Below are 25096 nucleotides of genomic sequence, written 5' to 3' on the forward strand. Positions count from 1 at the left end.
CACTATTCCGTCAATTTTTCGCCTTTTCGCTTTTTGTATTGTGAAAATAGCAAAATACTCAGTACAACGACCGCCAGAATTGCGAAGTAGAGAAGCGTCGTATTGCTCGTATCGTCTTTTTGCTCACTATTCAATTCTTCCCGAAGCTTTTCATTTTCGTCTTGAAGTTTAGTAATCGTCTTCATGTAGGCAGAAACCTGATTATCGTATTGCGATGCCAACTGTTGATAACGCTCAGTTTGCGCATCTTTTAAGTCGAGGAGCTTTCGCGTTTCGATAAAGATGTTGTTATCGTTCAATACTAAAGCACGTAGAATGTCGATAGATTTTTGCATATCGCCTTTGGTTTTGAACAAACCAAAAACACCTGTTTTCTTCTCGAGTGAGGCAGAATATTCACCAAACTTTGCCGTACGCTCATCCAATAGCTTGTTGACCCGTTGTCGTTGCGACTCATAGGACAATGAGTCGGTCTTGCGAAGAATAGAATCTTGCGCGGCAAAACTGGACGAATAGGTAAAAAGATAGGCTAAAATGTAAATAAATATGTGTGTAAGTTTCATGAACTTTAATTTAAAGAGTTAAAACGCAGATTAGAACCTTTTGGTATAAAGTAAGCTATTTTCCAATCCATATCAAAGAAGACAAGGCTTCTTTTGCTTTGTGATTAATTATGTTTCAATCAAAGCCTTTTCATTCCCATATCAAAGCCGTTCCCCAGCGGTTATGATTGGGTTATATATTGGGTTTGTATTGGGTTTGAAAGGGCTTTATGCTGTAGAAGTCTAGTCTCTCCCTTCAAGTGGATCTATTTATGTTCTGTGTATTCGTTGATTGAAACTGTTAACTGTAGCGTATTCTTTTTTCGTTGCGTTCTATCATGAACTAATCAATTAATTAATCTTATGGAAATGAGAAATCTGAGGGTCTTCGTGCTTTTTATGCTCGGTACTTTACTCTGCCTGAGTTGTGATAAAATCAGAACCGAAGGCGAGTATCTCCGAAAAATACCGATCTACAGTACGCTAGGCGAGCAACGCAAAATGAATATAGAAATTCAAAAGCCTATTGAGTTTAACAGGACCGGTAAAATCTATAGCTATAAAGACTACCTTTTCATCATGGAATTGCAAAAGGGTATTCATATCTATAACAATGCGAATCCAAACAAGCCTGTAGCCATTGGTTTATTGCCGGTGTTGGGAAATATGGATATCGCGGTAAAGGATGATGTGCTCTATGCCGATAGTTATTTTGATCTATTATCCTTTGATATTAAAGATGCGACCAAGCCAAAATTGATCGATCGTCAGCGCGATCGTTTTTCACGTTCTACATTTGCTTTTGGCATCCTTTCCAGTAATGTGAATTCAGACGAGTTGAAGATTATCGTTGATTACAAAGATAGCCTGGTGACGGAAGAATATATAGGGACTTATTATCCACAACCGGGATTGGACATGGATGGGAATTCGTTTTCGGAAGGAGGTTCGGGTACGGGCGGTTCTATGGCGAGATTTACGGTTGCTAAGGACCATTTATTTTTGCTGGACGTGAAGAATCTGCATTTGTTGGATATTACCAATCCATCCAAACCAAGATACCTCAAGGACATTGAGCTTTTTCCCGGCGTGGAAACACTCTTCCCTTACAAAGACAAGCTCTTCGTGGGGTCGACAACTGGGATGGTTATTTTTGATATCAGCAATCCTGCACAACCTGAAAAATTATCGACCTACAGCCATGTGCGCGCATGTGACCCGGTCGTGGTCGACGATAATTATGCCTATGTCACCCTGCGAACGGGTAATACCTGTGGCGGATCTAATAATCAATTGGAAGTTATCGATATCAAAGACCCGAAGAAGCCGCAGCTTGTTAGCGAGCATCGCATGAGCAATCCACATGGTTTGGCATTGGTAGGGAAATACCTTTATATCTGTGATGGTTGGGACGGTTTAAAGAGTTTTGAGGCGGAAGATGTGATGAAGATTGGAGAAAAAGGGTTGGAGCAACTGAAGCTTGGCTTAGCCTATGATATTATACCGGGGCCGAAATCCTTGATCGTTGTCAACAGTACTGCGGTCGAACAATTTGACTATAGCGATCCGAAGAAGTTAAAGAAATTAAGCAGCATTAACAGATCAAATCTCAACTAATTATGAAGAAGGCAATTTTCCTTATTTGCTTTTTATTAACGCAAATCAGCTTTTCCTATGGACAGCTTCGTTATACCAATCATCATGAAGTCGGGCTATTGACTTATGCGACCTCCATAGGCGAGAGCGGATTTTCAGTATTAACCAATCATGGTGTGACCCTCAATCCTAAGGTCTCGCTGTTGTTGGGTACGGGGGTAGAATATTATCCATATGACAGATTTCGATACGACGTTTGGACTGTGCCGCTAACCGCTGGGGTCCGTTATTTAACTAATCCTGAGGAGCGCAGTTCTTTTGTCGTGGCGGCGGATCTAGGCTATGGATTTGCCTTTTCAAAAGATGATGAGTCATCCAATGAAATTAGCAGCGGCGGTATCAAAGTAAATCCTATGTTGGGTTGGCGCTGGAAATTGGGCCAAAAAAGAAGCTGGTTACAGGCGGGTATAGGCTATCAATTTCAGTCTATTAAACTGAAGGCAGGGGCTGTCACAGGGCGAACGCCCGCGTCTGATGTAATCTTAGGTTATATCCCTGATCAGACGATATCAGAGAAAACAAGTGTCGATATGCAACGTATTGTGCTGCGTGTGGGGTTTGGATTTTAAGTAATTGGATTTTTTGATAAGAAATAATTTGCACGGGCACTGATGATGAATAGATAGAGTTTTGTTAACTGATGTTTTATGACATTTTAACGATAATAAATAAGCATTTAAAGAAAAATAATTAATTTTAGAGTTTTATATTTAATAAAAAATACAAAATGAAATTATTTAAGTACTTATTTATTGTTCCCGTTACGCTGTTCCTGTCAACAGCATTTGTAGGTTGTTCAAAAGAAGTGGGGCTAAGAACCCCGCCTAGCTTTGAAAATACTAATTTGGTATTCAATTCAGCGGCAAAAGATACGATATTGCTCGCAAGCAATGATGTTGATTGGTTTTTTGCAGATTTATATGTTAACCATAAGATGCTGGATTTTTCGGAGGTCAAATCCTATACCAAGGATATCCCGAAGAAAGCAGACAATAAGCTTGATTTTGTCTATAAATTCGAGAATGATTGGTTTTCCATAGAAAAACTAGATAACCGGAAAATCCGTGTCTTACTAAAAGAAAACCAAGGCGAGCTTTCGCGCGCGATGAGTTTCGTAGCCTCTGTAGGCAATGCTACTAAGAAAATTGAGATTGTACAGAAGCCCAAATAAAGGCAACAGATTTTGTTGATCGCAGCTGGGCTAGGTTAACGTTTATCGAGAAACTCGATTAAGATCGTCTCATCCTGATGCAGACCTAATAATTGTGCTGCATGCCCTTTATTGATGGCGATCTCCAGGAAGTTGGATATTCCAAAAAGACAGAGTTTTTCCCCTTCGGAAACTTCGTTGTAATGCCAGCTCATCTTGGAGATCGTTTCATTACGTTTGAAACGCAAGATAAACTCGCGACCTTCCTGCACCTTGTTGAACAGCTCTTTACTGATATTGCTAATCACATTGCCAAAGGAGTCAATATAACTGACATGCCCTTTGATGCTGTTCTGGTTGTAGACCGGTTGGAAGGTTACTTTCTGCATCGCGTTATTGATTGGCATGCCAATGCCCGAGAGTCTACCGCCATTGGCAATATGACAAGCAGCTTTAGTCATGATATCCGCTAATGGGAAGTGCAGATAACGCAGGTCCTGCATGATATTGATTTCCACCATTTCATCAGCGCGATCTTCCCCAAGAATAATACTGAGAATGCCATTGTCGGCACCTACGAAGAATTGCCCTTTGTAGGCCATCGCTAAATAGCGTGCGCCTTCCTGAAAGACGGTGTCTACGCCGATCAGGTGAACTGTTCTATTCGGGAAATAAGGATAGGCATTATTAATAACAAAAGCGGCGTGCTGTATGCTGAATGAAGGAATATCATGAGAGATATCGACAATCCGCACATCCGGCAATTGCGATATAATACTGCCCTTTAGCGCAGCTTGGTAAAAATCGCGATGTCCTAAATCTGTGGTTAACGTAATTACTCCCATTTGTTTTTTCAGACCCTCTGAAGAGAAATGTACTAAGTTTTATTTTATTTATAAAATACAAAAGTAGGAAAAGTAAACTGATTGCTAAATCCTATTTGAATTTATCGCCGCAAATGCTTTTAATTCTGCACAATTAGTTTGTATTTTTGAGTCAATAATCGAATAGTTTGCTTGAGAAATTTGAATAATTGGTATCTTTAAGGAGATACTAACATTGGTAGACATATTTATTCTAGAACATTAATAGCGATAAAATTTGAGCGAATTAGAAATTAACTTAGATGGTGTTAATTTAGCGACACTGTGGGGAGCACAAAATGAGAATTTTGAGTTCATCAAAAAAACATTTCCAAAGTTGCGCCTCGTGGCACGTGGAGATAGCTTAAAAGTACTAGGCGAAGAAAATGAAAGGAATAAATTCCAAAAGATATTCGAATCGATCCACGCCCATGTCAATCAGTTTCAATCACTTTCCTTATTAGAATTAGAGGGGCTTTTAGGCAGCGTTGCTACGCCTAGTACGTCGGTGATTGCGACGAAAGAGGAGGGCGAGGCTACATCGGGAGCTTTTAAAGGAGAGCCTATCGTTTATGGCCCGAATGGTCTGATTGTTAGAGCGCGGACACCAAACCAACGCAGGATGGTCGATAGTATCAATAAGAACGATATCTTATTTGCAATCGGTCCGGCCGGTACGGGTAAAACCTATACAGCGGTGGCTCTAGCAGTTCGAGCGCTTCGCAACAAGGAAATCAAGCGGATTATCCTGACACGTCCGGCGGTAGAAGCAGGGGAGAATCTTGGATTTTTACCTGGTGATTTGAAGGAAAAAGTTGACCCGTATTTACGACCTTTGTACGACGCCTTGGACGATATGATTCCGGCGGAGAAATTGAAGGGCTACCTGGAGAACAGAACGATTGAGATTGCTCCTTTAGCATTTATGCGCGGACGTACCTTGGATAATTGCTTCGTGATCCTGGATGAGGCACAGAATGCGACCGAAATGCAGCTCAAGATGTTCTTGACACGTATGGGGCCTACAGCAAAATTTATCGTAACGGGTGACATGACGCAGGTCGATCTGCCGAAAAAGAACCAGTCGGGATTGGTGAATGCGGTAAAGATTTTAGATAGTATCGAGGGTATCGATATTATTTACCTAAGTGGTTCGGATGTCGTTCGCCATAAATTGGTGAAACGTATTCTGGAAGCTTATGGAGATATTTAATTTGAAGATTAGCGCGTGAAGAACGCATTTGATATGAATACAATAAAAGAAACAAATTTCAACTTTGACAAGCAGACAGCCTTTTATAGAGGCAAGGTAAGAGATGTTTACAGTATCGCCGATGATTATTTGGTGATGGTTGCATCGGATAGAATTTCGGCATTTGATGTGGTCCTTCCGAGAGCAATTCCTTATAAAGGACAGGTCTTGAACCAGATTGCGTCGAAGTTTTTACAAGCGACTTCTGATATATTACCCAACTGGGTCGTTTCTGTGCCAGATGAGAATGTGACGATTGGGAAGCGTTGTGAGCCTTTCAAAGTAGAAATGGTGATCCGTGGTTATGTTTCGGGGCATCTTTGGAGAACCTATCGCGACGGTGGGCGTGAGCTTTGTGGCGTGAAATTGCCGGAGGGACTGCGCGAGAACGATAAATTGCCGGAGCCGATTATTACGCCGACGACAAAAGCTGCCGTTGGCCATGATATGGATATTTCTAGAGAAGAAATCATCGCGCAAGGAATAGTATCCGAAGCGGATTATACGCAATTGGAAAAATACGCGCGGGCATTATTCCAACGCGGAACTGAAATCGCCAAAGAGCGTGGATTGATCTTAGTCGATACAAAATATGAATTTGGTAAGCATGATGGTGAGATCTATTTGATCGACGAAATTCATACGCCAGATTCATCGCGTTATTTCTATGCTGAAGGCTATGAGGAGCGTCAGGAAAAAGCCGAAGCACAGAAGCAGCTGTCGAAGGAGTTCGTTCGCCAATGGTTAATCGAGAATGGTTTCCAGGGGAAAGAGGGTCAAAATGTACCTGAAATGACAGATGAAATTGTAAATTCGATTTCAGAACGCTATATTGAGCTTTTTGAGCACATCACAGGCGAGAAGTTTGTTTATCCGGGACAAGGAGATGTTTTGGATCGCGTACAACGCAATGTGGAGTCGGCTCTAAAAACCTTAACATACTAACATTGAAATATTATGAAATTTACGGTAGATAAGCATGAGCGATATGTGGTGATTGAACCTCTTCAAGAAAAGTTGGATGGGAATGCTGCCGCAAGTTTAAAAGGGGAGTTTATGCTTCGCAACACTGGAGGACAGCGTAACATTGTCTTAGACATGAATCAGGTAAAGGAGACTGATGAAGCGGGTATTCGCACGGGGCTGCTAGCACGCAGACTGTGTAAATCGCTTGGCGGGCTTTTTATCTTGACGAACCTGAACGATGGTGTGAAAGAGTTTATAAAATCGCTAGGTTTGGATAAGTACTTTATCATTACGACGGACCTGGAAAAGGCCAAGGATTTGATCTTTGGAAACGAGATTCGCCTAGACCTCAAGCAGGAGCTGAATTAAGATGATCCGTTTTGAGGTTTTAATACTTGGTAACAGCTCAGCAACGCCCATTTATGAGCGTCATCCGACCTCGCAAGTCATTAATTACAACGAGCAATTGTTTTTAATTGATTGCGGTGAAGGTACGCAGATGCAGCTGACGCGTTATGGTATTAAAAGCAATCGCATCAATCATATTTTTATCAGCCATTTACATGGTGACCATTACCTGGGCTTAGTGGGGCTATTGTCCTCTATGCATTTGGTAGGCCGGAAATCGGACTTGCATATCTATGGGCCTGCGCCCTTGGAAGAAATTCTAAATCTGCATTTCAAGTATTCGGAGACGGTTATCCGTTACAATATTATTTTTCATACCACCAACCCGGAACAAGAAGAGGTAATCTATGAGTCGAGAATGCTATCGATTACCTCTTTTCCGTTGGTACATCGAATCCCTTGCACTGGTTTTCGATTTACTGAAGGTAAGCGCAATGCTATTCTTCGCGCGGATTTGGTGGAAGATTTAGGCATCCCAGCACCTTATTATTCTGCGTTGAAGCGTGGAATTGATTATGTGGATCCACAGGGGAAGGTCTACCCGGCATCTGAACTTACTTTTCCGGCACCAGCATCGCGTAGCTATGCTTTCTGTTCCGATACCATTCGACATCCTATCTACCTGAAGACCATACATGGCGTAGATCTGCTCTACCATGAGTCGACGTTCTTACATGAGATGGTCGATCGTGCAAAGGAGACCTTCCATACCACGAGCTTGGAGGCCGCGGAAATTGCCCATGAGGTGGGAGCGAAGAAATTGCTGCTCGGGCATTACTCCGCGAGATATAAAACATTGACGCCCTTGTTGGAAGAAGCACAATCAGTTTTCCCGGCAACGGAGCTTTCAACCGAAGGTAAATGGTTTTTAGTCTAGTGATTTAATTAATTTTTCCTCATATTTACAGCTCTAATTTTTTATAAACATTAACATGTCGTTCAACTTAAACGCGCTGCTTAGGGACAATATCAGAAAATTGGTTCCCTATTCATCTGCTAGAGATGAGTTTAAAGGTGAAGCCTCGGTTTGGCTTGATGCAAATGAAAATGCTTTTGGATCGCCACTACCGCATGATTACAACCGTTATCCTGACCCTTTACAACATCAACTCAAACATAAACTTTCGAAGATAAAAGGCGTTCCGACCGAGAATATATTCCTTGGAAATGGTTCCGATGAAGCGATTGATATTCTCTATCGTGCTTTTTGTACGCCGAAATTGGACAATGTGATATTGGTACCTCCGACCTATGGTATGTATGAGGTTTCTGCCAATATCAACGATGTGGAAGTTAGAAAAGTAAACTTAACGAAAGATTATCAGCTGGATCTGGACGGTATAGCAGAAGCAATCGACCAACATACAAAGTTGATCTTTATCTGCTCGCCGAATAACCCTACCGGAAACAGTATCAACGCACAGGATATTGAAACGATACTTGTGAATTTTACTGGTATCGTGGTGGTAGACGAGGCCTATATCAATTATTCTAAACAAAAGTCTTTTACAAAGGCCTTACCCGAATTTCAAAACTTAGTCATCTTGCAAACGCTATCAAAGGCTTGGGGGTTGGCGGCACTGCGTTTGGGTTTAGCCTTTGCCAGCAAAGAGATTATCGACGTTTTCAATAAAATTAAACCACCTTACAATATCAACCAAGCTACACAGGATCTAGTGTTAGAGGCGCTGGAAGGGGTAGATATCATTAACGAATGGATTAAAGCAACGGTTGCTGAACGGGAGATATTGGTATCTAAGCTGTCAGCGCTGGAACAAGTTGAACATATTACACCTTCGGATGCTAATTTTGTTTTGGTGAAATTAGCGGAACCGCGCGCTTTATACAGTAACCTGGTAGAGCAGGGCATCATTGTTCGCGATCGTTCGAAAGTGGAGTTATGTGAGGGCTGCCTACGTGTGACGGTGGGTACAAAACTAGAAAACGAACGGTTATTAGAAGCAATCCAAACCTTTTACTATAAATAATAATGGCTGATCAATTAAAGCGTGTTCTTTTTATCGATAGAGATGGAACCTTGATTCTGGAACCTGAAGATGAGCAAATCGACTCTTTTCAGAAACTAAAGTTTTATCCCGGTGCACTTCAATATTTACCTCGTATTGCTAAGGAACTTGATTTTGACCTGGTATTGGTTTCGAATCAAGACGGCTTAGGTACAGATTCACATCCGGAAGATAAGTTTCTGCCGGTACATTCTTTTGTGATCGAGACTTTTAAAGGTGAAGGTGTCGAATTCGTAAAGGAGCATATCGATAAGACTTTTCCTCATGAAAATGCAGCAACAAGAAAACCAGGAGTTGGGATGTTGACTGAATATTTCGATGAGGCTGCATACGATCTAAAAAACTCATTTGTTATTGGTGACCGCGTTAATGATGTAAAATTAGCACAGAACCTAGGGGCTAAAGCAATCTGGCTTCGTAATAATGATGAGTTGGGGAAATTAGAGAACCATGTTTTCGAGAATGATGCCATTGCCTTGGAAACGAAGGACTGGAAGTCTATCTACGAGTTTCTAAAGCTAGGTACGCGCGTTGCGGAGCATCATCGCAAAACGAATGAAACAGATATTTATATCAAAGTTAACTTAGATGGTTCGGGGAAATCGGATATTGATACCGGTTTGCCGTTCTTCGACCATATGTTAGATCAACTGGCACGTCATGGTGCGCTTGACTTAACGATCAAGGCAAAGGGAGATCTGCATATCGATGAGCACCATACCATTGAAGATACCGGTATTGCGCTTGGCGAGATTTTCTTGAAAGTACTAGGCGATAAACGTGGTATCGAGCGCTATGCTTATACATTACCGATGGATGATTGCTTGGCACAAGTAGCATTGGACTTCGGTGGTCGCAACTGGATTGTATGGGACGCGGAATTCAAACGTGAGAAAATTGGGGATATGCCGACAGAGATGTTCTTCCATTTCTTTAAGTCTTTTTCTGATGCTTCGAAGTCTAATTTGAACATTCAGGCCAGCGGTGATAATGAGCACCACAAAATTGAGGCTATTTTTAAAGCCCTTGCTAAAACAATAAAGAAAGCCGTTCGTCGCGATGCTGAGAATATGCAGCTGCCGAGCACGAAAGGCGTATTATAAGATTTTTTGAGCCGCTGAGGCTAGAGGAAAGCGTATGATTGGGATTGTAAATTACGAAGCTGGCAATATTTTTTCTATTACTGCAGCTTTAAAGCGCCTGAATATAGCGTACGGGATGGTGAATACTCCGGAGGAACTGGAGCAATATGAAAAGATTATTATTCCCGGCGTAGGTCATGCGGGTGCTGCAATGGCGAAGCTTGAGGCACGCGGAATGGTGGAGCCTATCCGACAATTGAGGAAGCCCGTCCTGGGAATTTGTGTTGGGATGCAATTGCTAACTGACTTTTCGGAAGAGGGAAACTCTAATTTAGTGGGGATTATCCCGCTCAAGACGTTACATTTTGAGGAAAGGATTCAGCAAAAAGTACCGCATATGGGCTGGAACAGCATCGAATTTGAAAATACTTGCCCTCTTTTTCAAGACATTCCGAATAATTCCTATTTTTATTTTGTGCACTCTTACTTCATAGAGTATGATGCAACCTATACCATAGCTCGATGTGATTATGGATTACCATTTTCTGCAGCAATTTCCAAGGATAATTTCTGGGCGGTACAATTTCACCCCGAAAAATCAGGGACTGCAGGAGAGCAACTTTTGATTAACTTTGCTAAGTTTTAACCGAAATTAACGAATATGTATATAATACCTGCAATTGATGTGTTGGACAAAAAGGTTGTCCGCTTAAGAGAAGGAAACTACGACGACGTAACGACATACCCTATTTCATTAGAGGAACAAATCGAGAAATACCATGCTAATGGTACCGAGATTGTTCATATTATCGACCTGAATGGCGCAAAAGGCGACTTCAGCAATCAAGCTTACTTGTTCGATATTATCCGTAGAACGGAAATGAAAGTACAGTATGGTGGTGGTGTTCGTAGCATCGAAAAGGTGAAAGAATTGGTGGATGCAGGTGTTTACCGTGTAATCGTTGGAACACAAGCAATCACTAATCCGACTTTCTTGGAAGAACTGAGCAAGTTGAATGAGGGACGCGTTAAATATGCGGATCACATCGTTATTGCAATCGACGTATTGGATGAGGTTATCAAATACTCAGGTTGGTTGGAAAGCTCACCAATCAAATTGGTAGCATACATCGACAAATGCTTAAGCCTAGGTTTCTACCGTTTCCTATGTACGGATATTTCAAAAGACGGCAAACTAGGTGGTGCAGGAGTAGAGTTATACCAAAAACTATTGGATCACTCGCCTATCATTAAATTGATCGGTTCGGGAGGTATTAGCTCGATGGCGGATATTGAAGCGCTAAATGCTTTGGGAAGAATGGAGTCTGTGGTTGTGGGTAAAGCAATTTATGAAGAACGCATTACGATTGAAGAGATCAAAGACTGGAACTTAAAAGCGCTAATTAATTTCTAGCATGCTTGCAAAGCGTATAATTCCCTGTTTAGATGTAAAGGATGGTCGCACCGTAAAAGGAGTCAACTTTGTTGATCTTCGGGATGCGGGTGACCCTGTAGAGCTCGCTTGGCAATACTCGCAACAAGGCGCGGACGAATTAGTATTCCTGGATATCACAGCAACACATGAGCGCCGGAAAACGACCGTTGATTTGGTAAGAGCGGTTGCTTCGCAGATCAATATTCCATTTACAATTGGCGGAGGTATCAACGAGCTTAAAGATGCGGACATACTATTGAACGCAGGAGCGGATAAAATCTCGATTAACTCAGCTGCGGTTAGAAATCCAAAGCTCATCGATGAGTTGGCGGCTACCTTTGGCGTACAGTTCGTTGTCGTTGCGGTGGATACACGCTTTGTAAATGATAAGAATTATGTGCATTTACGAGGGGGTAGAGACATTACCGATATAGAGACCGAAAACTGGATCAAAGAGGCTGAAAGCAGAGGGGCTGGGGAGATCTTGTTGACATCCATGGATCATGACGGCACCAAGAATGGTTTTGATATCCATTTACTTGATAAAATAAATAAGCAGATACGTATTCCTTTAATCGCTTCTGGAGGCGCAGGGAATCAACAGCATTTTGTTGATGTATTTGAAAAGGCGCAGGTGGATGCTGCACTAGCGGCTTCCGTATTCCACTACGGCGAAATACTAATTCCAGAATTGAAACAAACCTTACAGGAAAATCAAATACCTGTAAGACTATAAGCTATTTGTAGGATGACAATAGATTTTAATAAAGGCGACGGTTTAGTGCCTGTTGTAATTCAAGATGATCAAACACTGGAAGTGTTGATGTTGGGTTACATGAATGAAGAAGCTTGGAATAAGACCCAGGCAGAAAATAAAGTAACCTTTTATTCAAGAAGCAAGAATAGACTTTGGACAAAAGGTGAAGAGAGCGGCAACTTTTTGGAAGTGGTAAGCTCACATATCGATTGTGATCATGATACTTTATTAATTAAAGTCCATCCTGCAGGACCTACTTGTCATACCGGAAGCAGAAGCTGTTTCAATACCGAATACAATCAGAACTTCCTTCTTAAGCTAGAAGCTATCGTAAAGGACCGTTTTGACTTCCCTAGCGAAGAATCTTATGTAAATAGACTTCGTAGTAAAGGAATTAATAAGATCGCTCAAAAGGTCGGAGAAGAAGCCGTGGAGACCGTGATTGCTGCACTTAATGAAACCGAGCACGACTTTATCAACGAATCTTCAGATTTACTTTTCCACTTAATCGTGCTATTGCGCGAAAAAGGAATCAGCCTGAAAGATATCGCCAAGAATTTAGAAGGAAGGCATTAGGGGGTCTAGATATTAGACATTAGATTTTAGATATCAGAGTATGGAGCCGATTAGGCTCCTTTTTTTTGCTGTCCTGAAGGGGAGGTTTTTGAGTCTTTGTTTTTGCTCTTTTGTCTTGAACCAGGAAAAAAAGGATGAAAGGATGAGCAGGATCTGGCGTCATAGGTCTTTATACTAAGTACTAACTACTAGCTACTATTTTGAAAGGATGAGCAGGATCTGACATCATAGGTCTTTGTACAAAGTACTAACTACTATTTTGAAAGGATTCACAGGCTCTGGCGTCATAGGTCTTTATACTAAGTACTAAGTACTAACTACTATTTCCCGGTTCAAAGACGGTCTAATGTCTAAAATCTGATATCTACTGTCTAAAATAAAAAAAGCCCTTTTCAGGGCTGTTTTTATTTTAAATTGCTTTCGTCTTCTCAGCTAACCAAGTTTTCTCTTCTTCGGAAAGGCTTGGGCTTAGTTGATCGAATACCCAACTATTGTACTGGTTCAACCAGTCGATATGTTTTTGATCAAGAATTGTTTTATCGACTAAGTCTGTAGCGATATAACATACGGTTAATGTTTCGAAGTCCATAAACTCACCGAAGTAATTAGATTCGACTACTTTGGAGTGTACCAGGTTTTCGATACGGATTCCGTATTGTCCTTCGCGATACAAACCAGGCTCGATGGAGGTAATCATGCCTGCTTCAATAGGAATGTCGATAGCGGCGGCATTGAATACATGCGGGCCTTCGTGAACATTCAAGAAGAAACCAACGCCATGACCTGTACCGTGTCCGTAGTTGCGAAGTTTGCTCCACAATGGATGTCTTGTAATTGCATCGATTTGGTAACCGCGCGTACCTTTCGGGAAAATGGCGGTAGAACCTTCGATGGTCCCTTTTAACACCAAAGTATAGTCTATACGTTCTTCGGCTGTGATGTTACCCAGCGATACCACGCGTGTTATATCTGTTGTACCGTCAAGGTACTGACCTCCAGAATCTACCAATAATAGTCCCTCTGGTTTCAAGGTTGCATTGCTTTCATCGGTTGCTTTATAGTGTGGCAAAGCGCCGTGCTCTAAATATCCGGCAATCGTATCGAATGAAATATCCACAAAGCCGTCTAATTCTGAACGGAATTGTTGCAAGCGCTCGGCAATGGAAATTTCGCTTAAATTTCCTGAAGCGACATTCTCTTCTAACCATTTAAAGAACTTCGTTAGGGCAACACCATCTTTGCGCATTGCATTGCGCGTGTGCTCCAATTCTGTTTCGTTCTTTACAGCCTTCAATAAGGTTGAAGGGTTCATATCCTCGATAATTTTTACGCTATCCGGAACGGCATCATAGATCGCGAAACAGGTGCGCTTTGGATCCAATAATATATTCTCGCTCTTTACATGACGGATTGCTTCGAAAGCCTTTTCATAATCTTCCACTGTAACACCGGATGCATTCAAGCTGGCTGCATCGACCTCTGATAACTTACCTGATTGGATATACAATGTATTTCTATTTCCGTCGATCAAAAGGAAGCCCAATACAACAGGATTGCACTTTACGTCGTTCCCCCGGATGTTCAATATCCAAGCTAAGTCGTCTAGGGATGATACGAAATGTGTGGTCGTACGCTTTGCTTTTAGCTTTTCGCGGATTGCCGTTAATTTATCTTTTGTGCTTTGACCGGTTGTAGCGAAGTCGAGCAGGTATGCCTTGGCCGTAGGCAATTCCGGACGTCCTTCCCAGACATCTGCAAGGATATCGATATGACCATCCACTTGAATACCTAAAGGAAGCAATTCCTCTTGCACAGCTTGTGCTACAGCAACTGCTGCAAGGTTACCGTCGAAAGCGACTACTTGTCCTTTTTGCAACTTATTCGCTAGCCAGCCTACATATTCAGGTTTTCCTTGCGCTTGTAATTTAACCAATTCGAAACCTGTACCCGCTAGTTGTTCGTTTGCCTGTACAAAATAACGAGAGTCTGTCCATAGACCTGCAAAGTCTTGTGTAATCACAAGTGTGCCTGCCGAACCGGTAAAGCCGGAAGTCCATGCTATACATTTGTAACGATCTGGAAGATATTCGCTGATATGCGGGTCAGAGGAAGGAATAATATAGGCATCTACACCCTTTTCTTTCATCACTTGGCGGATGGAAGCTAATTTTTCGATGTATTTCATTATGTTATTTTTAATAATCTGTGCAAGTTATAAAAACTATAGTAATTAAAAGTTTTACTTCATCATAGAATTGAAATTTTACAAGAATTATGTACTACTTGTGGACTATAATGCGATATTTGCTTCCTATGAGAAGATTTTTTTCTTGTCTTTGTTTATCAGCACTTTTAGTAGTTGGAGGAATTGAAACTACTTTTGCGCAAGAGGCGAAGACAAAAATTCAAAATGCTTATCAGCAATTTAAAAATGGGCCCTCTTTGACCAATGGGGTTGCGGCACTAACGGTAATCAATTCCAAAACCGGACAAATTGTATTTGAGGAGAATAGCAAAATTGGTCTTCCCACCGCTTCTACCTTGAAGGTGATGACGTCCATAACGGCTTTAGACCTGCTAGGGCCCGACTATACTTTCCCGACGCACCTATATTATACCGGAGCCGTTGATTCCATCGGTACCCTGAATGGCAATCTGATCATTGAAGGCTTAGGCGACCCAACCTTGGGTAGCGAGCGCTATCCGACGCATAATGCTGAAACTGTTTTAAATAAATGGAAAGCGGCGATTAAGGCGCTCGGCATTAAACAAATCAATGGTCTTGTGATTGCAGATGATAAGTTTTACAAGGGCAATCAAGTTCCGGGGACCTGGATGTGGACGGATATGGGCAACTACTACGGTGCGGGCGTATCGGCTTTGAACTGGAAAGAAAATGCTTATGATGTTGATTTCTCTGTGAGTCGCCCAGGTGCTGCCGCAAGTATAAAATCGCATAATATTCCGCCATTCTATCAGGTTATCAACGAAGTAACTACGGGATCAAATGGCTCTGGAGATAATGTTTATGGTTATTCGGCACCTTATTCCAAGGTTATCTATCTACGTGGAACATATGGCGCTGATCTGAAAAAGACAATCGAGCTTTCTACTCCAGACCCTGCGTTAAGCTTAGTTTATGATTTATCGAAGGCATTAACAGCTGATTCTATTGTCGTAGCAGACAGTATGATTACGACAGCAACCTTGTTGAAAAACGCGGGAATTAGCAATTGGGACGCCAATAAACAGAAGATATTAACCATTCAATCGCCTAAGCTCATCGAGATTGTACATTGGTTCAACCAAAAAAGCATTAATTTATATGGCGAGGCGATATTGAAAGCGATCGGCGGAATCTCAGCAAATAAATATGAGACCGAGGATGCGGCGACATTAGTAGCTAAATATTGGGAGAATAAGTTGAAATTGCCTGTTGGTGAGATCAAAACCTACGATGGTTCGGGATTATCTCCTCAAAATCGGGTAACGAGCAACGCTCTAGCACGCGTCATGCAATATGCACAGGGCAGACCTTGGTTTGCAGATTTCAAGAAAGGTCTTCCAACGATCAATGGCATGACTATGAAAAGCGGTACCATCGGGGGGACTTTGGGCTATACCGGCTACCAAACAGCGGCCGATGGCACGAGCTATACCTTCTCCCTATTAATAAACAACTACCACGGAGGAGCCGGACGCATGCGTCAGCAGATGTTTAAATTATTGGATGTATTAAAATAGAGAACAACAACCTACTAGAATAGTAAATTTAGAAACGTTATGAACAATAACAACAGAAAAAAGGACGCTCTGCAATACCATGCGATGGGACGTCCCGGAAAGATTGCAGTCGTTCCGACAAAACCACACAGTTCACAGAGAGATTTATCATTGGCATATTCACCAGGTGTTGCTGAGCCTTGTTTAGCAATTGCAGAAAACAGTGAAGATGCATACAAATACACAGCGAAAGGTAACCTTGTTGCTGTAATCAGTAACGGTACTGCCGTTTTAGGATTAGGTGATATCGGCGCGCAAGCGGGTAAACCGGTGATGGAAGGTAAAGGTCTATTATTTAAGATCTTTGCTGATATCGACGTGTTTGACATTGAATTGGACACGAAGAATGTTGATGAATTTGTAAATATTGTAAAAGCATTGGAGCCAACATTTGGCGGTATCAACCTGGAAGATATTAAAGCTCCGGAGTGTTTTGAAATTGAGCGTCGCCTGAAGGCGGAGATGAACATTCCTGTGATGCATGATGACCAACACGGTACAGCGATCATCTCGGGCGCAGCATTGATTAATGCTTGTGAATTGCAAGGTAAGAATATTTCGGAGGTAAAGATCGTGGTAAACGGTGCTGGAGCAGCTGCTATTTCATGTACAGCGATGTATGTAGCGGTTGGGGCTAGCAAAGAAAATATTGTCATGTTGGATAGCAAAGGTGTTATCCGTACTGACAGAGAGGGCTTAGATGCTACAAAAGCAGAATGGGCAACGGACCGTGATATCCATACCTTAGAAGATGCGGTAAAAAACAGCGATGTATTTATCGGCTTATCAAAGGCAGATGTGTTGACTGCTGAGATGTTGAAATCGATGGCTCCGAAACCAATCGTATTGGCGATGGCCAATCCTAATCCGGAGATTGCTTATGAGCTAGCAGTAGAGACTCGCGATGATTTAATTATGGGTACAGGTCGTTCTGACTTCCCGAACCAAGTAAACAATGTATTGGGATTCCCTTACATCTTCCGCGGCGCCTTAGACGTACGTGCTACAGCAATCAACGAAGCGATGAAGATTGCGGCAGTAAAAGCGATTGCTGAATTAGCGAAGCAACCGGTTCCTGAAGAAGTTAACATTGCATACAATGTAAATAACATTCGCTTCGGAGCAGACTACGTTATCCCTAAGCCTACTGACCCTCGTTTGATTACAGAAGTTTCTATCGCTGTAGCAAAAGCAGCTATTGAATCTGGTGTTGCCCGCAAAGTTATTGAAGATTGGGAGGCATACCGCGAGGAGCTTCACAAACGTTTAGGAAAAGAAGACCGTTTGATCAGAAACTTGACAGCGAAAGCGAAAAACAACCCAAAAAGAGTTGTATTTGCGGAAGCAGATAATTACAAATCCTTACGTGCGGCTCAGATTGTGAAAGAAGAAGGAATCGCATTCCCTATTCTGTTGGGTAATGAGCAAAAAATTAAAGGTTTGATTGAGGAATATGCGTTCGAATTAGATGGTGTGGAGATTATCGACCCGCTAGCAGAAACTAAATCAGAGCGATTTGAGAAATATGCCGACCATCTTTACAGCAAGAGACAACGTCGCGGTATCAATAAATTGGATTCTCGTAAGTTGATGACCAACAGAAACTACTTTGCAGCGAGTATGGTAGAATTTGGCGATGCCGATACTTTAATCTCAGGATTAACGAGAAACTACGCTTCGACGATTCGTCCGGCATTGCAGGTTATTGGTGCTAAACCAGGATCTCGCGTGGCAGGTATGTATATTATGATGACCTCAAGAGGGCCATTATTCTTCGGTGATACGACGGTGAATGAGAACCCGAATGCGCAGGAGCTTGCGGAGATCAGCGTATTATTAGATGCTGCAGTAAAACGTTTCAACGTGAAACCTCGTCTAGCGATGCTATCGTATTCGAACTTTGGTTCGAATGATGGCGCTATCTCTGATAAAGTTCGTGATGCGGTAAAAATCTTACACAAAGAACATCCGGAGATTGTTGCAGATGGCGAAGTTCAAGCAAACTTTGCATTGAACAGTGAAATGCTTGCGGATAACTTCCCATTCTCGACATTGAACGGTGCGCCTGCAAATACGTTGGTATTCCCGAACTTAGAATCAGGAAACATTGCTTACAAACTATTGCAGTCTGTTGGAAATGCGGAGGCTGTGGGTCCTATCCTGTTGGGTATGAACAAACCAGTACACGTATTGCAATTAGACAGCTCGGTTCGTGAGATTGTTAATATGGTTACTATTGCTGTTGTGGATGCTATTGAGCATCAGGCAATGAACAAATAAACTTTCGAGATGTACGAATATTTTAAAGGAAAACTAGTATTCAAAGCGCCTACCCATGTTGTTATCGAGGTAGGCGGAATTGGGTACTACGTGCATATTTCATTGACCACTTTTAGCCAGATTAAGGATCAGGAAGATTGCAAGCTCTTTATCTCTTTCCAGGTTCGTGAGGACTCACAAACGCTTTTCGGATTTGCGACAGAGGCGGAGCGCCATCTCTTCCATCATTTGATATCGGTATCTGGTATCGGCCCGAATACCGGACGCATGATGTTATCTTCAATTACCCCTGAGGAAATTCAGCAAGCGATTGTTGCCGGGCAGGTTAATGTTATTCAAAAGATTAAAGGCATCGGTCCGAAGACCGCTCAGCGCGTTATTCTTGAGCTCCAAGATAAGCTTAAGAAACAAGGCCCTGATGCATTAATCCCATTGGTTGTGAGCAAACCTTCTTCAGTAGAAGAAGCATTGACAGCCTTAGTTATGTTAGGTTTTCCTAAGCAACAGGCAGAGAAGGCACTTCAGGTCATTACGACAACAGACCCTGATCTTACTGTTGAACAACTTATTAAAGCAGCTTTAAAAAGGCTGTAATACAAAGGAGGAAGTTTCTATTCCTCCTTTAATTCTATTTTCTTTTCAGCACTTCAAAAATACGTTCAGAACATGGCAGAAGATTTATCGATCGCACAGGGTAGCAAGGAGGATCAATATCTTTCCTTAATTCCACAGATAAAGGGCCTCATCAGTGGGGAAACGAATCAGGTTGCTAATATGGCCAATATTGCGGCCGCTTTAAAAGAGCAGTTTAACTTCTTTTGGGTTGGCTTTTACCTGGTGGAAGGCGAGCAGCTTGTTTTAGGTCCCTTTCAGGGTCCGGTGGCTTGTACACGTATTGCTTACAACAAAGGAGTCTGTGGTACAGCATGGGCAAAGCGAGAAACCCTGGTTGTGCCGAATGTGGAAGAGTTTCCGGGCCACATTGCATGCAGTTCTTTGTCGAAATCAGAAATTGTTGTTCCTATCCTCCGAGATGGAAATTGCATTGGCGTATTGGATGTAGATAGTGCCGAATTAAACACATTTGATGAAACGGATGTAAAATATCTTCCACAAATAATAAAATATTTCGTAGAGAACATTATTTAAGTATATTTGTTCAACAAACGTACAGACCAACACTAACTAAGTATTAACATGCATGGAGTTCGGAACCTAGCTCTATTTAACCTGATTATTGTCAGTTTGAATTTCATCTGGATTTTGATCATAGATGCGAATTCCTTTTTTGGGGTTTCACTCTTTCGTGCGTTCAATTTATTCCCGACTCATCTTACGCCTGCAGACTTTACTTTTAAAGCTTGGTTAATCATTGCCATGACGATGATCATAGTGACCGCATTGATGTATCGCGAAACGGGCAACGAACATTTAAATATGCGTACAGTTCGCAAAGTAATGCGCATAGATTATATGTTGATCCTCAACCAGGTATTCTGTGGCATGAGTATGGTGTTGAAGTTGAATCAATACATGATTCTCTCTGTACTGTTTACCATTGCTTGTATCATTAGCTTATTGATTATCAACAATCGAATGGAGATCGAGAAATTGACTGCTAACTCCTTTACCAAATATTTTATTCGATTGGCTTTCGGTATGTACACCGGCTGGTTACTGTTCGTATTTACATTTAATATTGTCTCGACCTTCGTGAAAGCCGGTGTGATTCAGTCCGAAACGCAACAGTATGTGGTCGATGTCACTATATTAACTATAACCTTCGGTATGGCGATGTATTACTCTTTTAAGAAGATGCTTCCAACCGTTTCTGTTGCTTTTACATGGGGGATTTTCGGTGTGATATACCAGAATTTAAATCAACCTGCCTATGATGAGCATAATATTCTTATTATTCTGTACATCTTGTTTGGCTTGGGGACATTAATTTCCATGTACAACTTTTACCGTTGTAATGTCAAAAGGGCATCGAATAACCTGGCAGCACAAGCTAGCTCAACTTCCATACCTTAACCAACTTATCGTCGGAGACGGTGAAAATCCTATCCTTATTCCAGATCATTGCGTTGATAGACAAATGGTGTGAATCATAGAAACGATCTCTTGACACATTTTTTAAGAGTGTGAGGTCTTTTTCTTTCCAGATTTTCCAGGTCTTATCACGACTTGCTGTAGCAAAAATATCATCATGTCCGCCGTTATCAATACTATAGACAGTAAACATATGCGGGGTAATCTGCTGTATGGTATCTAAGTTATTGGATTCCAGCTTGAAGAGTTGGGCATCGCGACCGCCGGAGATGATATGGTTATTCATATAAATTAAGCTGGTGACCGGCATGCTATGAATCTGCTTTTTAATGCGCTCTTGATAGTCATCGGCTTGGTAAACATGGATTACACCGTTTTTATCACCGAATGCGAGTTGCTGCTGATCGTTGGATACCGCAATCGTGCGAACCGTAGTTTCTGCGATTTTAAACCTGTATAAGAGTTGGTAAGTGCGCAGGTCCCAAACATAAGCGTATCCTTCCTCACCAATCGCGATCATCTCTTGCTTATCCATTAGAATCTGGATTGAGAAGACTGCGCCATGCTCCGTCTTCCAATTGGCCACTAAGGTCTGATCAGTGCTGTCCAATAGCAATACCTGTCCTGAACGCATGCCGATAGCTAATAGATTCGTATTGGGAATCGCTTTCAGTACATACACTGATGAACCGACTTTACATAGAAGCTTTTGGAATGCCATCTTTTCCAAATCCCAAATAACGACACCCTTGTCATTTCCAGCCGTGTAGAGTAGCTGGGAATTATTCGGCTGCGCAAGTGTGAAAATCGGATTTTGATGACCTGCTAAAGTGGCTTCTAAGGTGATTTCGATATTGTTCTGCATGGTACACAAAGATACATGGAATATGCTTAATAGTAGTTAGTATTTAGATATTAGACATTAGACAGTAGATTTTAGACATGATCCTGCTGATCCTTGTATCCTTCCTTTCCTGGTTCAAAGACAATACGCCTATTTAGGTCTAACTAATAACTACTCGTCTGAACCAGGAAAGGAAGGATTTTAGGATGATCATGATCCAGTATTGCGTCAGATTTCGGTATGCACAACATCATACATGATCCTGCCAATCCTCAAATCCTTTCTTTCCTGGTTCAAGACAGCAAAAAAAAGGAGACTAATCGGCTCCAATACTCTAATATCTATTGTCTAAAATCTAAACAAATAAAAACCGTCTTTGATTATCTCAAAGACGGTTCTAAAAAACTTTGTACTAAAAGCTTACTTGATGATATCACGTAAACCTAATGCTTTAATGATAGCACGGTATCTTTCGATATCTTTTTTGTACAGATAAGCTAATAATGAACGACGCTTACCTACTAATTTTTGTAGAGAACGTTGTGTGTTAAAATCTTTTCTGTTGTTTTTTAAGTGCCCAGTTAAGTGAGCAATTCTCTTAGTGAATAAAGCTACTTGTCCTTCTGCAGAACCAGTGTTTGCTGCTGCACCTGCAAATTCTGCGAAGATATCAGCTTTGTACTCTTTACTTAAATACATTTCTTGAATAATATTGAAGCGTTAAAAAATTTATTAATTGGTCGCAAAGATAGTGTCTCCAATTGGATTGTTAAAATTTATTTTCGAGAATTTATTCAAAAACAGGGTTTTAGGCCTATTAAACTTTGATATAGATTTTCTTTTTATCTAACCAGTAACAGATTACCCACATAAATACAAGGAATACTAGGGAATATGCGAAAGATCCCAATTCTGGTGGACCTGGTATTTGAGCGCATATGTTCTTATAGAACCAGGATAAAGGACTGGAGAATATCGCTTCGCCGGCTTCATTTGTACCTGCAGGTATGCGTATCAAGCCTAATGCTTTCGGGAGTAAACCACTCAACACGAAAATGAACAATGGGTTCTTTCCGAATACATCGAAGAACTGCGTGAGCTTATTTTTTACGCCCTGGACTTCAATGTACCAAATCATCCCTCCAATGGTCATGATACCTAGTCCCGTTGTGTAAAGCACATAAGAGCTAGTCCATATCTTTTTATTGATCGGAAAACCTAAAGACCAGGTCCAAGCTAAAACCACTAGGATAAAACCAGTAACGAATAAACCTGACAGCAGTTTGAAATGCGGCTCCTTGCTTGCCGGTACTTTCGTCCACAGCCAATCAACTGATCCTTGATTTTTGATAAAGACACCCGCTAAGTAGCCAAATACTACTTGAATGATCGCAGGAAGTGTACTCATTAGTCCCTCAGGGTCGAAAGGAATTCCTTCGCCTTTGTACATATGCGCAACACCTAGAATGGCTTTGTCGTAGTCCGTTCCGAACCAGGTTTCTAATGAATAAGGATCGCCCGTACCTAAGAATGCACACATGCCCCAATAAGCAAATAAAATGACCGCGGATATGTAAATCAGATTTCTAGGTTTGAAGTAATAGGCTAGGACAGAAGCGAAGAAGTAGGCAATGGCAATGCGTTGTAAAACCCCTAAAATACGTACGCCTTTTTCAGGATCCGTGCTGCTTACCCATTCTCTAAATTGTAAGGCTCCATCTGCCCATTGTACAAATGGGAACCAGTTTAATCCCAATCCGATCAGGAAAATAAGAATTGTTCTTTTAATAACCTTTTTCCAAAAAACGCCATCACCAGCTTCCTGTAAGCGAGGTATCACAAATGACATCGCATTTCCGACAGCGAATAAGAAGAAGGGGAAGACTAAATCTGTTGGTGTACAACCGTGCCAAGGCGCGTGCTTTAAGGGGGCAAACATATGGGACCATGTTCCCGGATTGTTCACCATGATCATCAGGGCGACCGTCGCACCCCGAAAGACATCTAATGAGTAGTAACGTTGTTTCATAGTAATAAATTGAAACTAAGTTACAATTTATAGCGGTATTGAAAACGCGTTAGCTAAGATATTGGAAAGGTTGGTGAATATTTCAGAAATTAGACATCCTAATCTAGCAGACTCAAAGTAAGTTATATTAACTTTTTAAATATTTTAAAAAGTATTTGTATGTTTTCTAAAAATTAATTTAACTTTACCCCAATATTACCAAGTTGGAAAAGCTTAAATTATCGATAATCAAGCGATTATATTTTGCGAAGGCGCAATCGATTGCTGAACTCAGTGCAGCAGTAGGTAAGAGTGTGCCTAACATCACCAACTCGATAAACCAATTGATCGATTCAGATTTGGTAATTCAAAACGGTCTGGCACCATCTACGGGAGGACGACGTGCGGCAAGTTTTGCGTTAAATGCCAAGGCACTGCCATTTATCTTATCGGTTGCGATTGATCAATTCTACAGCTCGGCGGTTATCCTTGATTTTGCGAATAGACCACAGACAAAAATATTGACGGAGCAAATCTTGTTACAGAACGAAGATGCCTTCATTAAAATTTGTAGCCTGATTGCTAAAACCTTACAGCAAGTTGACCAAGCCTCTGTCTTTGTTATCGGAATCACATTGCCTGGTTTCGTCGATGGATTTGAAGGACTCAACAATTCTTTCGATAAAAGTTCGCCGTTCTATAAGATTCGCGAAAATATTGAAAAAGAGTTCGGCATTCGCACGGAGGTTGAGAATGATTCCACAGCGATTGCAATCGCAGAGCATAACTTCGGCAAAGGGGTGGATGCTCGAGACGTCCTGGTCGTAAATTTGAATTGGGGTGTGGGTTTAGGGATGATTATCGACAATGATCTCTACCGTGGCCACAGTGGATATGCGGGAGAGTTTAGTCATATACCTTTATCCGATCAGGCAAAGTTGTGTTCTTGTGGCAAGAAGGGCTGTTTAGAAGTGGAAGCTTCCTTGGTGGCGGCAAGAGACTTTGCTAATGATATGTTGAAAGCAGGGGAAGAATCGGTATTGCAAGCTACTTATTTACAACAGGGCTATATTACGGGAGATGAGTTGTTGGCGGCAGCAAATGCGGGAGACCAACTAGCGATAAAAGCGGTACGGAGAATCGGTTATATGCTAGGAAAGGGTATAGCAACCCTTATCCATATCATCAATCCTGAGAAAATCATTATTTCGGGTCGCGGTGCTAAAGCAAAACGGGTCCTGTTGCCAGAGATCCAAAGCGCGCTGCATGAATTTGCGATTCCGCGACTTTCCAAAAACACGAGATTGGAGTTTTCGGACACCGCGAACGTACAATTATTAGGTGGCGGCTGTGTTGCTGTGGCCAATTTGGATAAACTTATTTTAAAAGCAATTAACAGAATTATAAATTAAAAT

25 protein-coding genes are annotated in these 25096 nt (G+C 41.6%); 19 read left to right on the forward strand and 6 right to left on the reverse strand.

From position 1 onward, the window contains the following. Positions 1-2: 2 nt before the first annotated feature. On the reverse strand, positions 3-563 hold the full coding sequence (locus QYC40_RS01785) for a hypothetical protein (protein WP_301992062.1): 561 nt from the start codon (positions 561-563) through the stop codon (positions 3-5). A gap of 348 nt (positions 564-911) precedes the next feature. On the opposite strand from QYC40_RS01785, the gene QYC40_RS01790 reads away from it, so the two are divergent. The 3 genes from QYC40_RS01790 to QYC40_RS01800 all read left to right on the forward strand — a co-directional run bounded on the left by QYC40_RS01790 (position 912) and on the right by QYC40_RS01800 (position 3369). Further along, positions 912-2159, forward strand: a complete 1248-nt coding sequence (locus QYC40_RS01790) for an LVIVD repeat-containing protein (RefSeq protein ID WP_301992063.1) — start codon at positions 912-914, stop codon at positions 2157-2159. Between the two features lie 2 nt (positions 2160-2161). Beyond that, entirely contained in the window at positions 2162-2767 is a 606-nt protein-coding gene (locus QYC40_RS01795) for a hypothetical protein (protein ID WP_301992064.1), read from the forward strand. 158 nt (positions 2768-2925) lie between these two features. Next, entirely contained in the window at positions 2926-3369 is a 444-nt protein-coding gene (locus QYC40_RS01800; protein ID WP_301992066.1) for a hypothetical protein, read from the forward strand. A 35-nt stretch (positions 3370-3404) separates the two neighbouring features. Here the strand turns inward: QYC40_RS01800 and QYC40_RS01805 are convergent, their stop codons facing one another. Next, positions 3405-4193 (reverse strand): S-adenosyl-l-methionine hydroxide adenosyltransferase family protein, encoded by a 789-nt coding sequence (locus QYC40_RS01805; RefSeq protein WP_301992067.1) that lies wholly within the window; start codon positions 4191-4193, stop codon positions 3405-3407. A 256-nt stretch (positions 4194-4449) separates the two neighbouring features. Here QYC40_RS01805 and QYC40_RS01810 point away from each other — a divergent pair, with 256 nt between their 5' ends. The 10 genes from QYC40_RS01810 to hisIE are packed head-to-tail and all read left to right on the forward strand — an operon-like array spanning position 4450 to position 12714. After that, positions 4450-5424, forward strand: coding sequence for a PhoH family protein (locus QYC40_RS01810; protein WP_301992068.1), 975 nt, complete (start codon positions 4450-4452; stop codon positions 5422-5424). A gap of 33 nt (positions 5425-5457) precedes the next feature. Continuing rightward, entirely contained in the window at positions 5458-6408 is a 951-nt protein-coding gene (locus QYC40_RS01815; RefSeq protein ID WP_301992069.1) for a phosphoribosylaminoimidazolesuccinocarboxamide synthase, read from the forward strand. Between the two features lie 12 nt (positions 6409-6420). Further along, positions 6421-6798 (forward strand): STAS domain-containing protein, encoded by a 378-nt coding sequence (locus QYC40_RS01820; protein WP_301992070.1) that lies wholly within the window; start codon positions 6421-6423, stop codon positions 6796-6798. Between the two features lie 4 nt (positions 6799-6802). After that, complete coding sequence (locus tag QYC40_RS01825) at positions 6803-7714, forward strand: ribonuclease Z (protein WP_301993726.1); 912 nt, start codon at positions 6803-6805, stop codon at positions 7712-7714. A 55-nt stretch (positions 7715-7769) separates the two neighbouring features. Further along, positions 7770-8825 (forward strand): histidinol-phosphate transaminase, encoded by a 1056-nt coding sequence (gene hisC, locus QYC40_RS01830; RefSeq protein ID WP_301992071.1) that lies wholly within the window; start codon positions 7770-7772, stop codon positions 8823-8825. A 2-nt stretch (positions 8826-8827) separates the two neighbouring features. Then, entirely contained in the window at positions 8828-9967 is a 1140-nt protein-coding gene (gene hisB / locus QYC40_RS01835; RefSeq protein WP_301992072.1) for a bifunctional histidinol-phosphatase/imidazoleglycerol-phosphate dehydratase HisB, read from the forward strand. A gap of 34 nt (positions 9968-10001) precedes the next feature. Continuing rightward, positions 10002-10592, forward strand: a complete 591-nt coding sequence (gene hisH / locus QYC40_RS01840) for an imidazole glycerol phosphate synthase subunit HisH (RefSeq protein WP_301992074.1) — start codon at positions 10002-10004, stop codon at positions 10590-10592. A 15-nt stretch (positions 10593-10607) separates the two neighbouring features. After that, entirely contained in the window at positions 10608-11360 is a 753-nt protein-coding gene (locus QYC40_RS01845) for a HisA/HisF-related TIM barrel protein (protein ID WP_301992075.1), read from the forward strand. Between the two features lies 1 nt (position 11361). Further along, entirely contained in the window at positions 11362-12117 is a 756-nt protein-coding gene (gene hisF / locus QYC40_RS01850) for an imidazole glycerol phosphate synthase subunit HisF (RefSeq protein WP_301992076.1), read from the forward strand. 12 nt (positions 12118-12129) lie between these two features. Beyond that, positions 12130-12714 (forward strand): bifunctional phosphoribosyl-AMP cyclohydrolase/phosphoribosyl-ATP diphosphatase HisIE, encoded by a 585-nt coding sequence (gene hisIE / locus QYC40_RS01855; protein ID WP_301992077.1) that lies wholly within the window; start codon positions 12130-12132, stop codon positions 12712-12714. Between the two features lie 409 nt (positions 12715-13123). Here the strand turns inward: hisIE and QYC40_RS01860 are convergent, their stop codons facing one another. Then, positions 13124-14899, reverse strand: coding sequence for an aminopeptidase P family protein (locus QYC40_RS01860; RefSeq protein WP_301992078.1), 1776 nt, complete (start codon positions 14897-14899; stop codon positions 13124-13126). 128 nt (positions 14900-15027) lie between these two features. Between QYC40_RS01860 and dacB the strand changes: the two genes are divergently transcribed. The 5 genes from dacB (at position 15028) to QYC40_RS01885 (ending at position 20811) form a co-directional block, all read left to right on the forward strand. Next, entirely contained in the window at positions 15028-16458 is a 1431-nt protein-coding gene (gene dacB / locus QYC40_RS01865) for a D-alanyl-D-alanine carboxypeptidase/D-alanyl-D-alanine-endopeptidase (RefSeq protein WP_301992080.1), read from the forward strand. Positions 16459-16497: 39 nt separating this feature from the next. Next, positions 16498-18777, forward strand: coding sequence for an NADP-dependent malic enzyme (locus QYC40_RS01870; protein WP_301992082.1), 2280 nt, complete (start codon positions 16498-16500; stop codon positions 18775-18777). A gap of 9 nt (positions 18778-18786) precedes the next feature. Beyond that, positions 18787-19371: a Holliday junction branch migration protein RuvA gene (gene ruvA, locus QYC40_RS01875; RefSeq protein WP_301992084.1), complete on the forward strand. Its 585-nt coding sequence runs from the start codon at positions 18787-18789 to the stop codon at positions 19369-19371. Positions 19372-19443: 72 nt separating this feature from the next. Beyond that, positions 19444-19926 carry a GAF domain-containing protein gene (locus tag QYC40_RS01880; RefSeq protein WP_301992085.1) on the forward strand — a complete coding sequence of 161 codons (483 nt, stop codon included), beginning with the start codon at positions 19444-19446 and terminating at the stop codon, positions 19924-19926. A 96-nt stretch (positions 19927-20022) separates the two neighbouring features. Beyond that, complete coding sequence (locus tag QYC40_RS01885) at positions 20023-20811, forward strand: hypothetical protein (RefSeq protein WP_301992087.1); 789 nt, start codon at positions 20023-20025, stop codon at positions 20809-20811. On the opposite strand, the gene QYC40_RS01890 is transcribed toward QYC40_RS01885, so the two are convergent. The 3 genes from QYC40_RS01890 to QYC40_RS01900 form a co-directional block, all read right to left on the reverse strand. After that, a complete protein-coding gene (locus tag QYC40_RS01890) occupies positions 20789-21694 on the reverse strand; it encodes a WD40 repeat domain-containing protein (protein ID WP_301992088.1) in 906 nt (301 codons plus the stop codon). The two genes, QYC40_RS01885 and QYC40_RS01890, sit on opposite strands and share 23 nt — an antisense overlap. A 399-nt stretch (positions 21695-22093) precedes the next feature. Next, positions 22094-22372: a 30S ribosomal protein S15 gene (gene rpsO / locus QYC40_RS01895; protein WP_149527210.1), complete on the reverse strand. Its 279-nt coding sequence runs from the start codon at positions 22370-22372 to the stop codon at positions 22094-22096. A 118-nt stretch (positions 22373-22490) separates the two neighbouring features. Further along, entirely contained in the window at positions 22491-23702 is a 1212-nt protein-coding gene (locus QYC40_RS01900; protein WP_301992089.1) for an acyltransferase family protein, read from the reverse strand. Positions 23703-23905: 203 nt separating this feature from the next. On the opposite strand from QYC40_RS01900, the gene QYC40_RS01905 reads away from it, so the two are divergent. Next, on the forward strand, positions 23906-25093 hold the full coding sequence (locus QYC40_RS01905; protein WP_301992090.1) for an ROK family protein: 1188 nt from the start codon (positions 23906-23908) through the stop codon (positions 25091-25093). The last annotated feature ends 3 nt before the right edge of the window (positions 25094-25096 follow it).

Source organism: Sphingobacterium sp. BN32, assembly GCF_030503615.1.
Classification (GTDB): Bacteria; Bacteroidota; Bacteroidia; order Sphingobacteriales; family Sphingobacteriaceae; genus Sphingobacterium.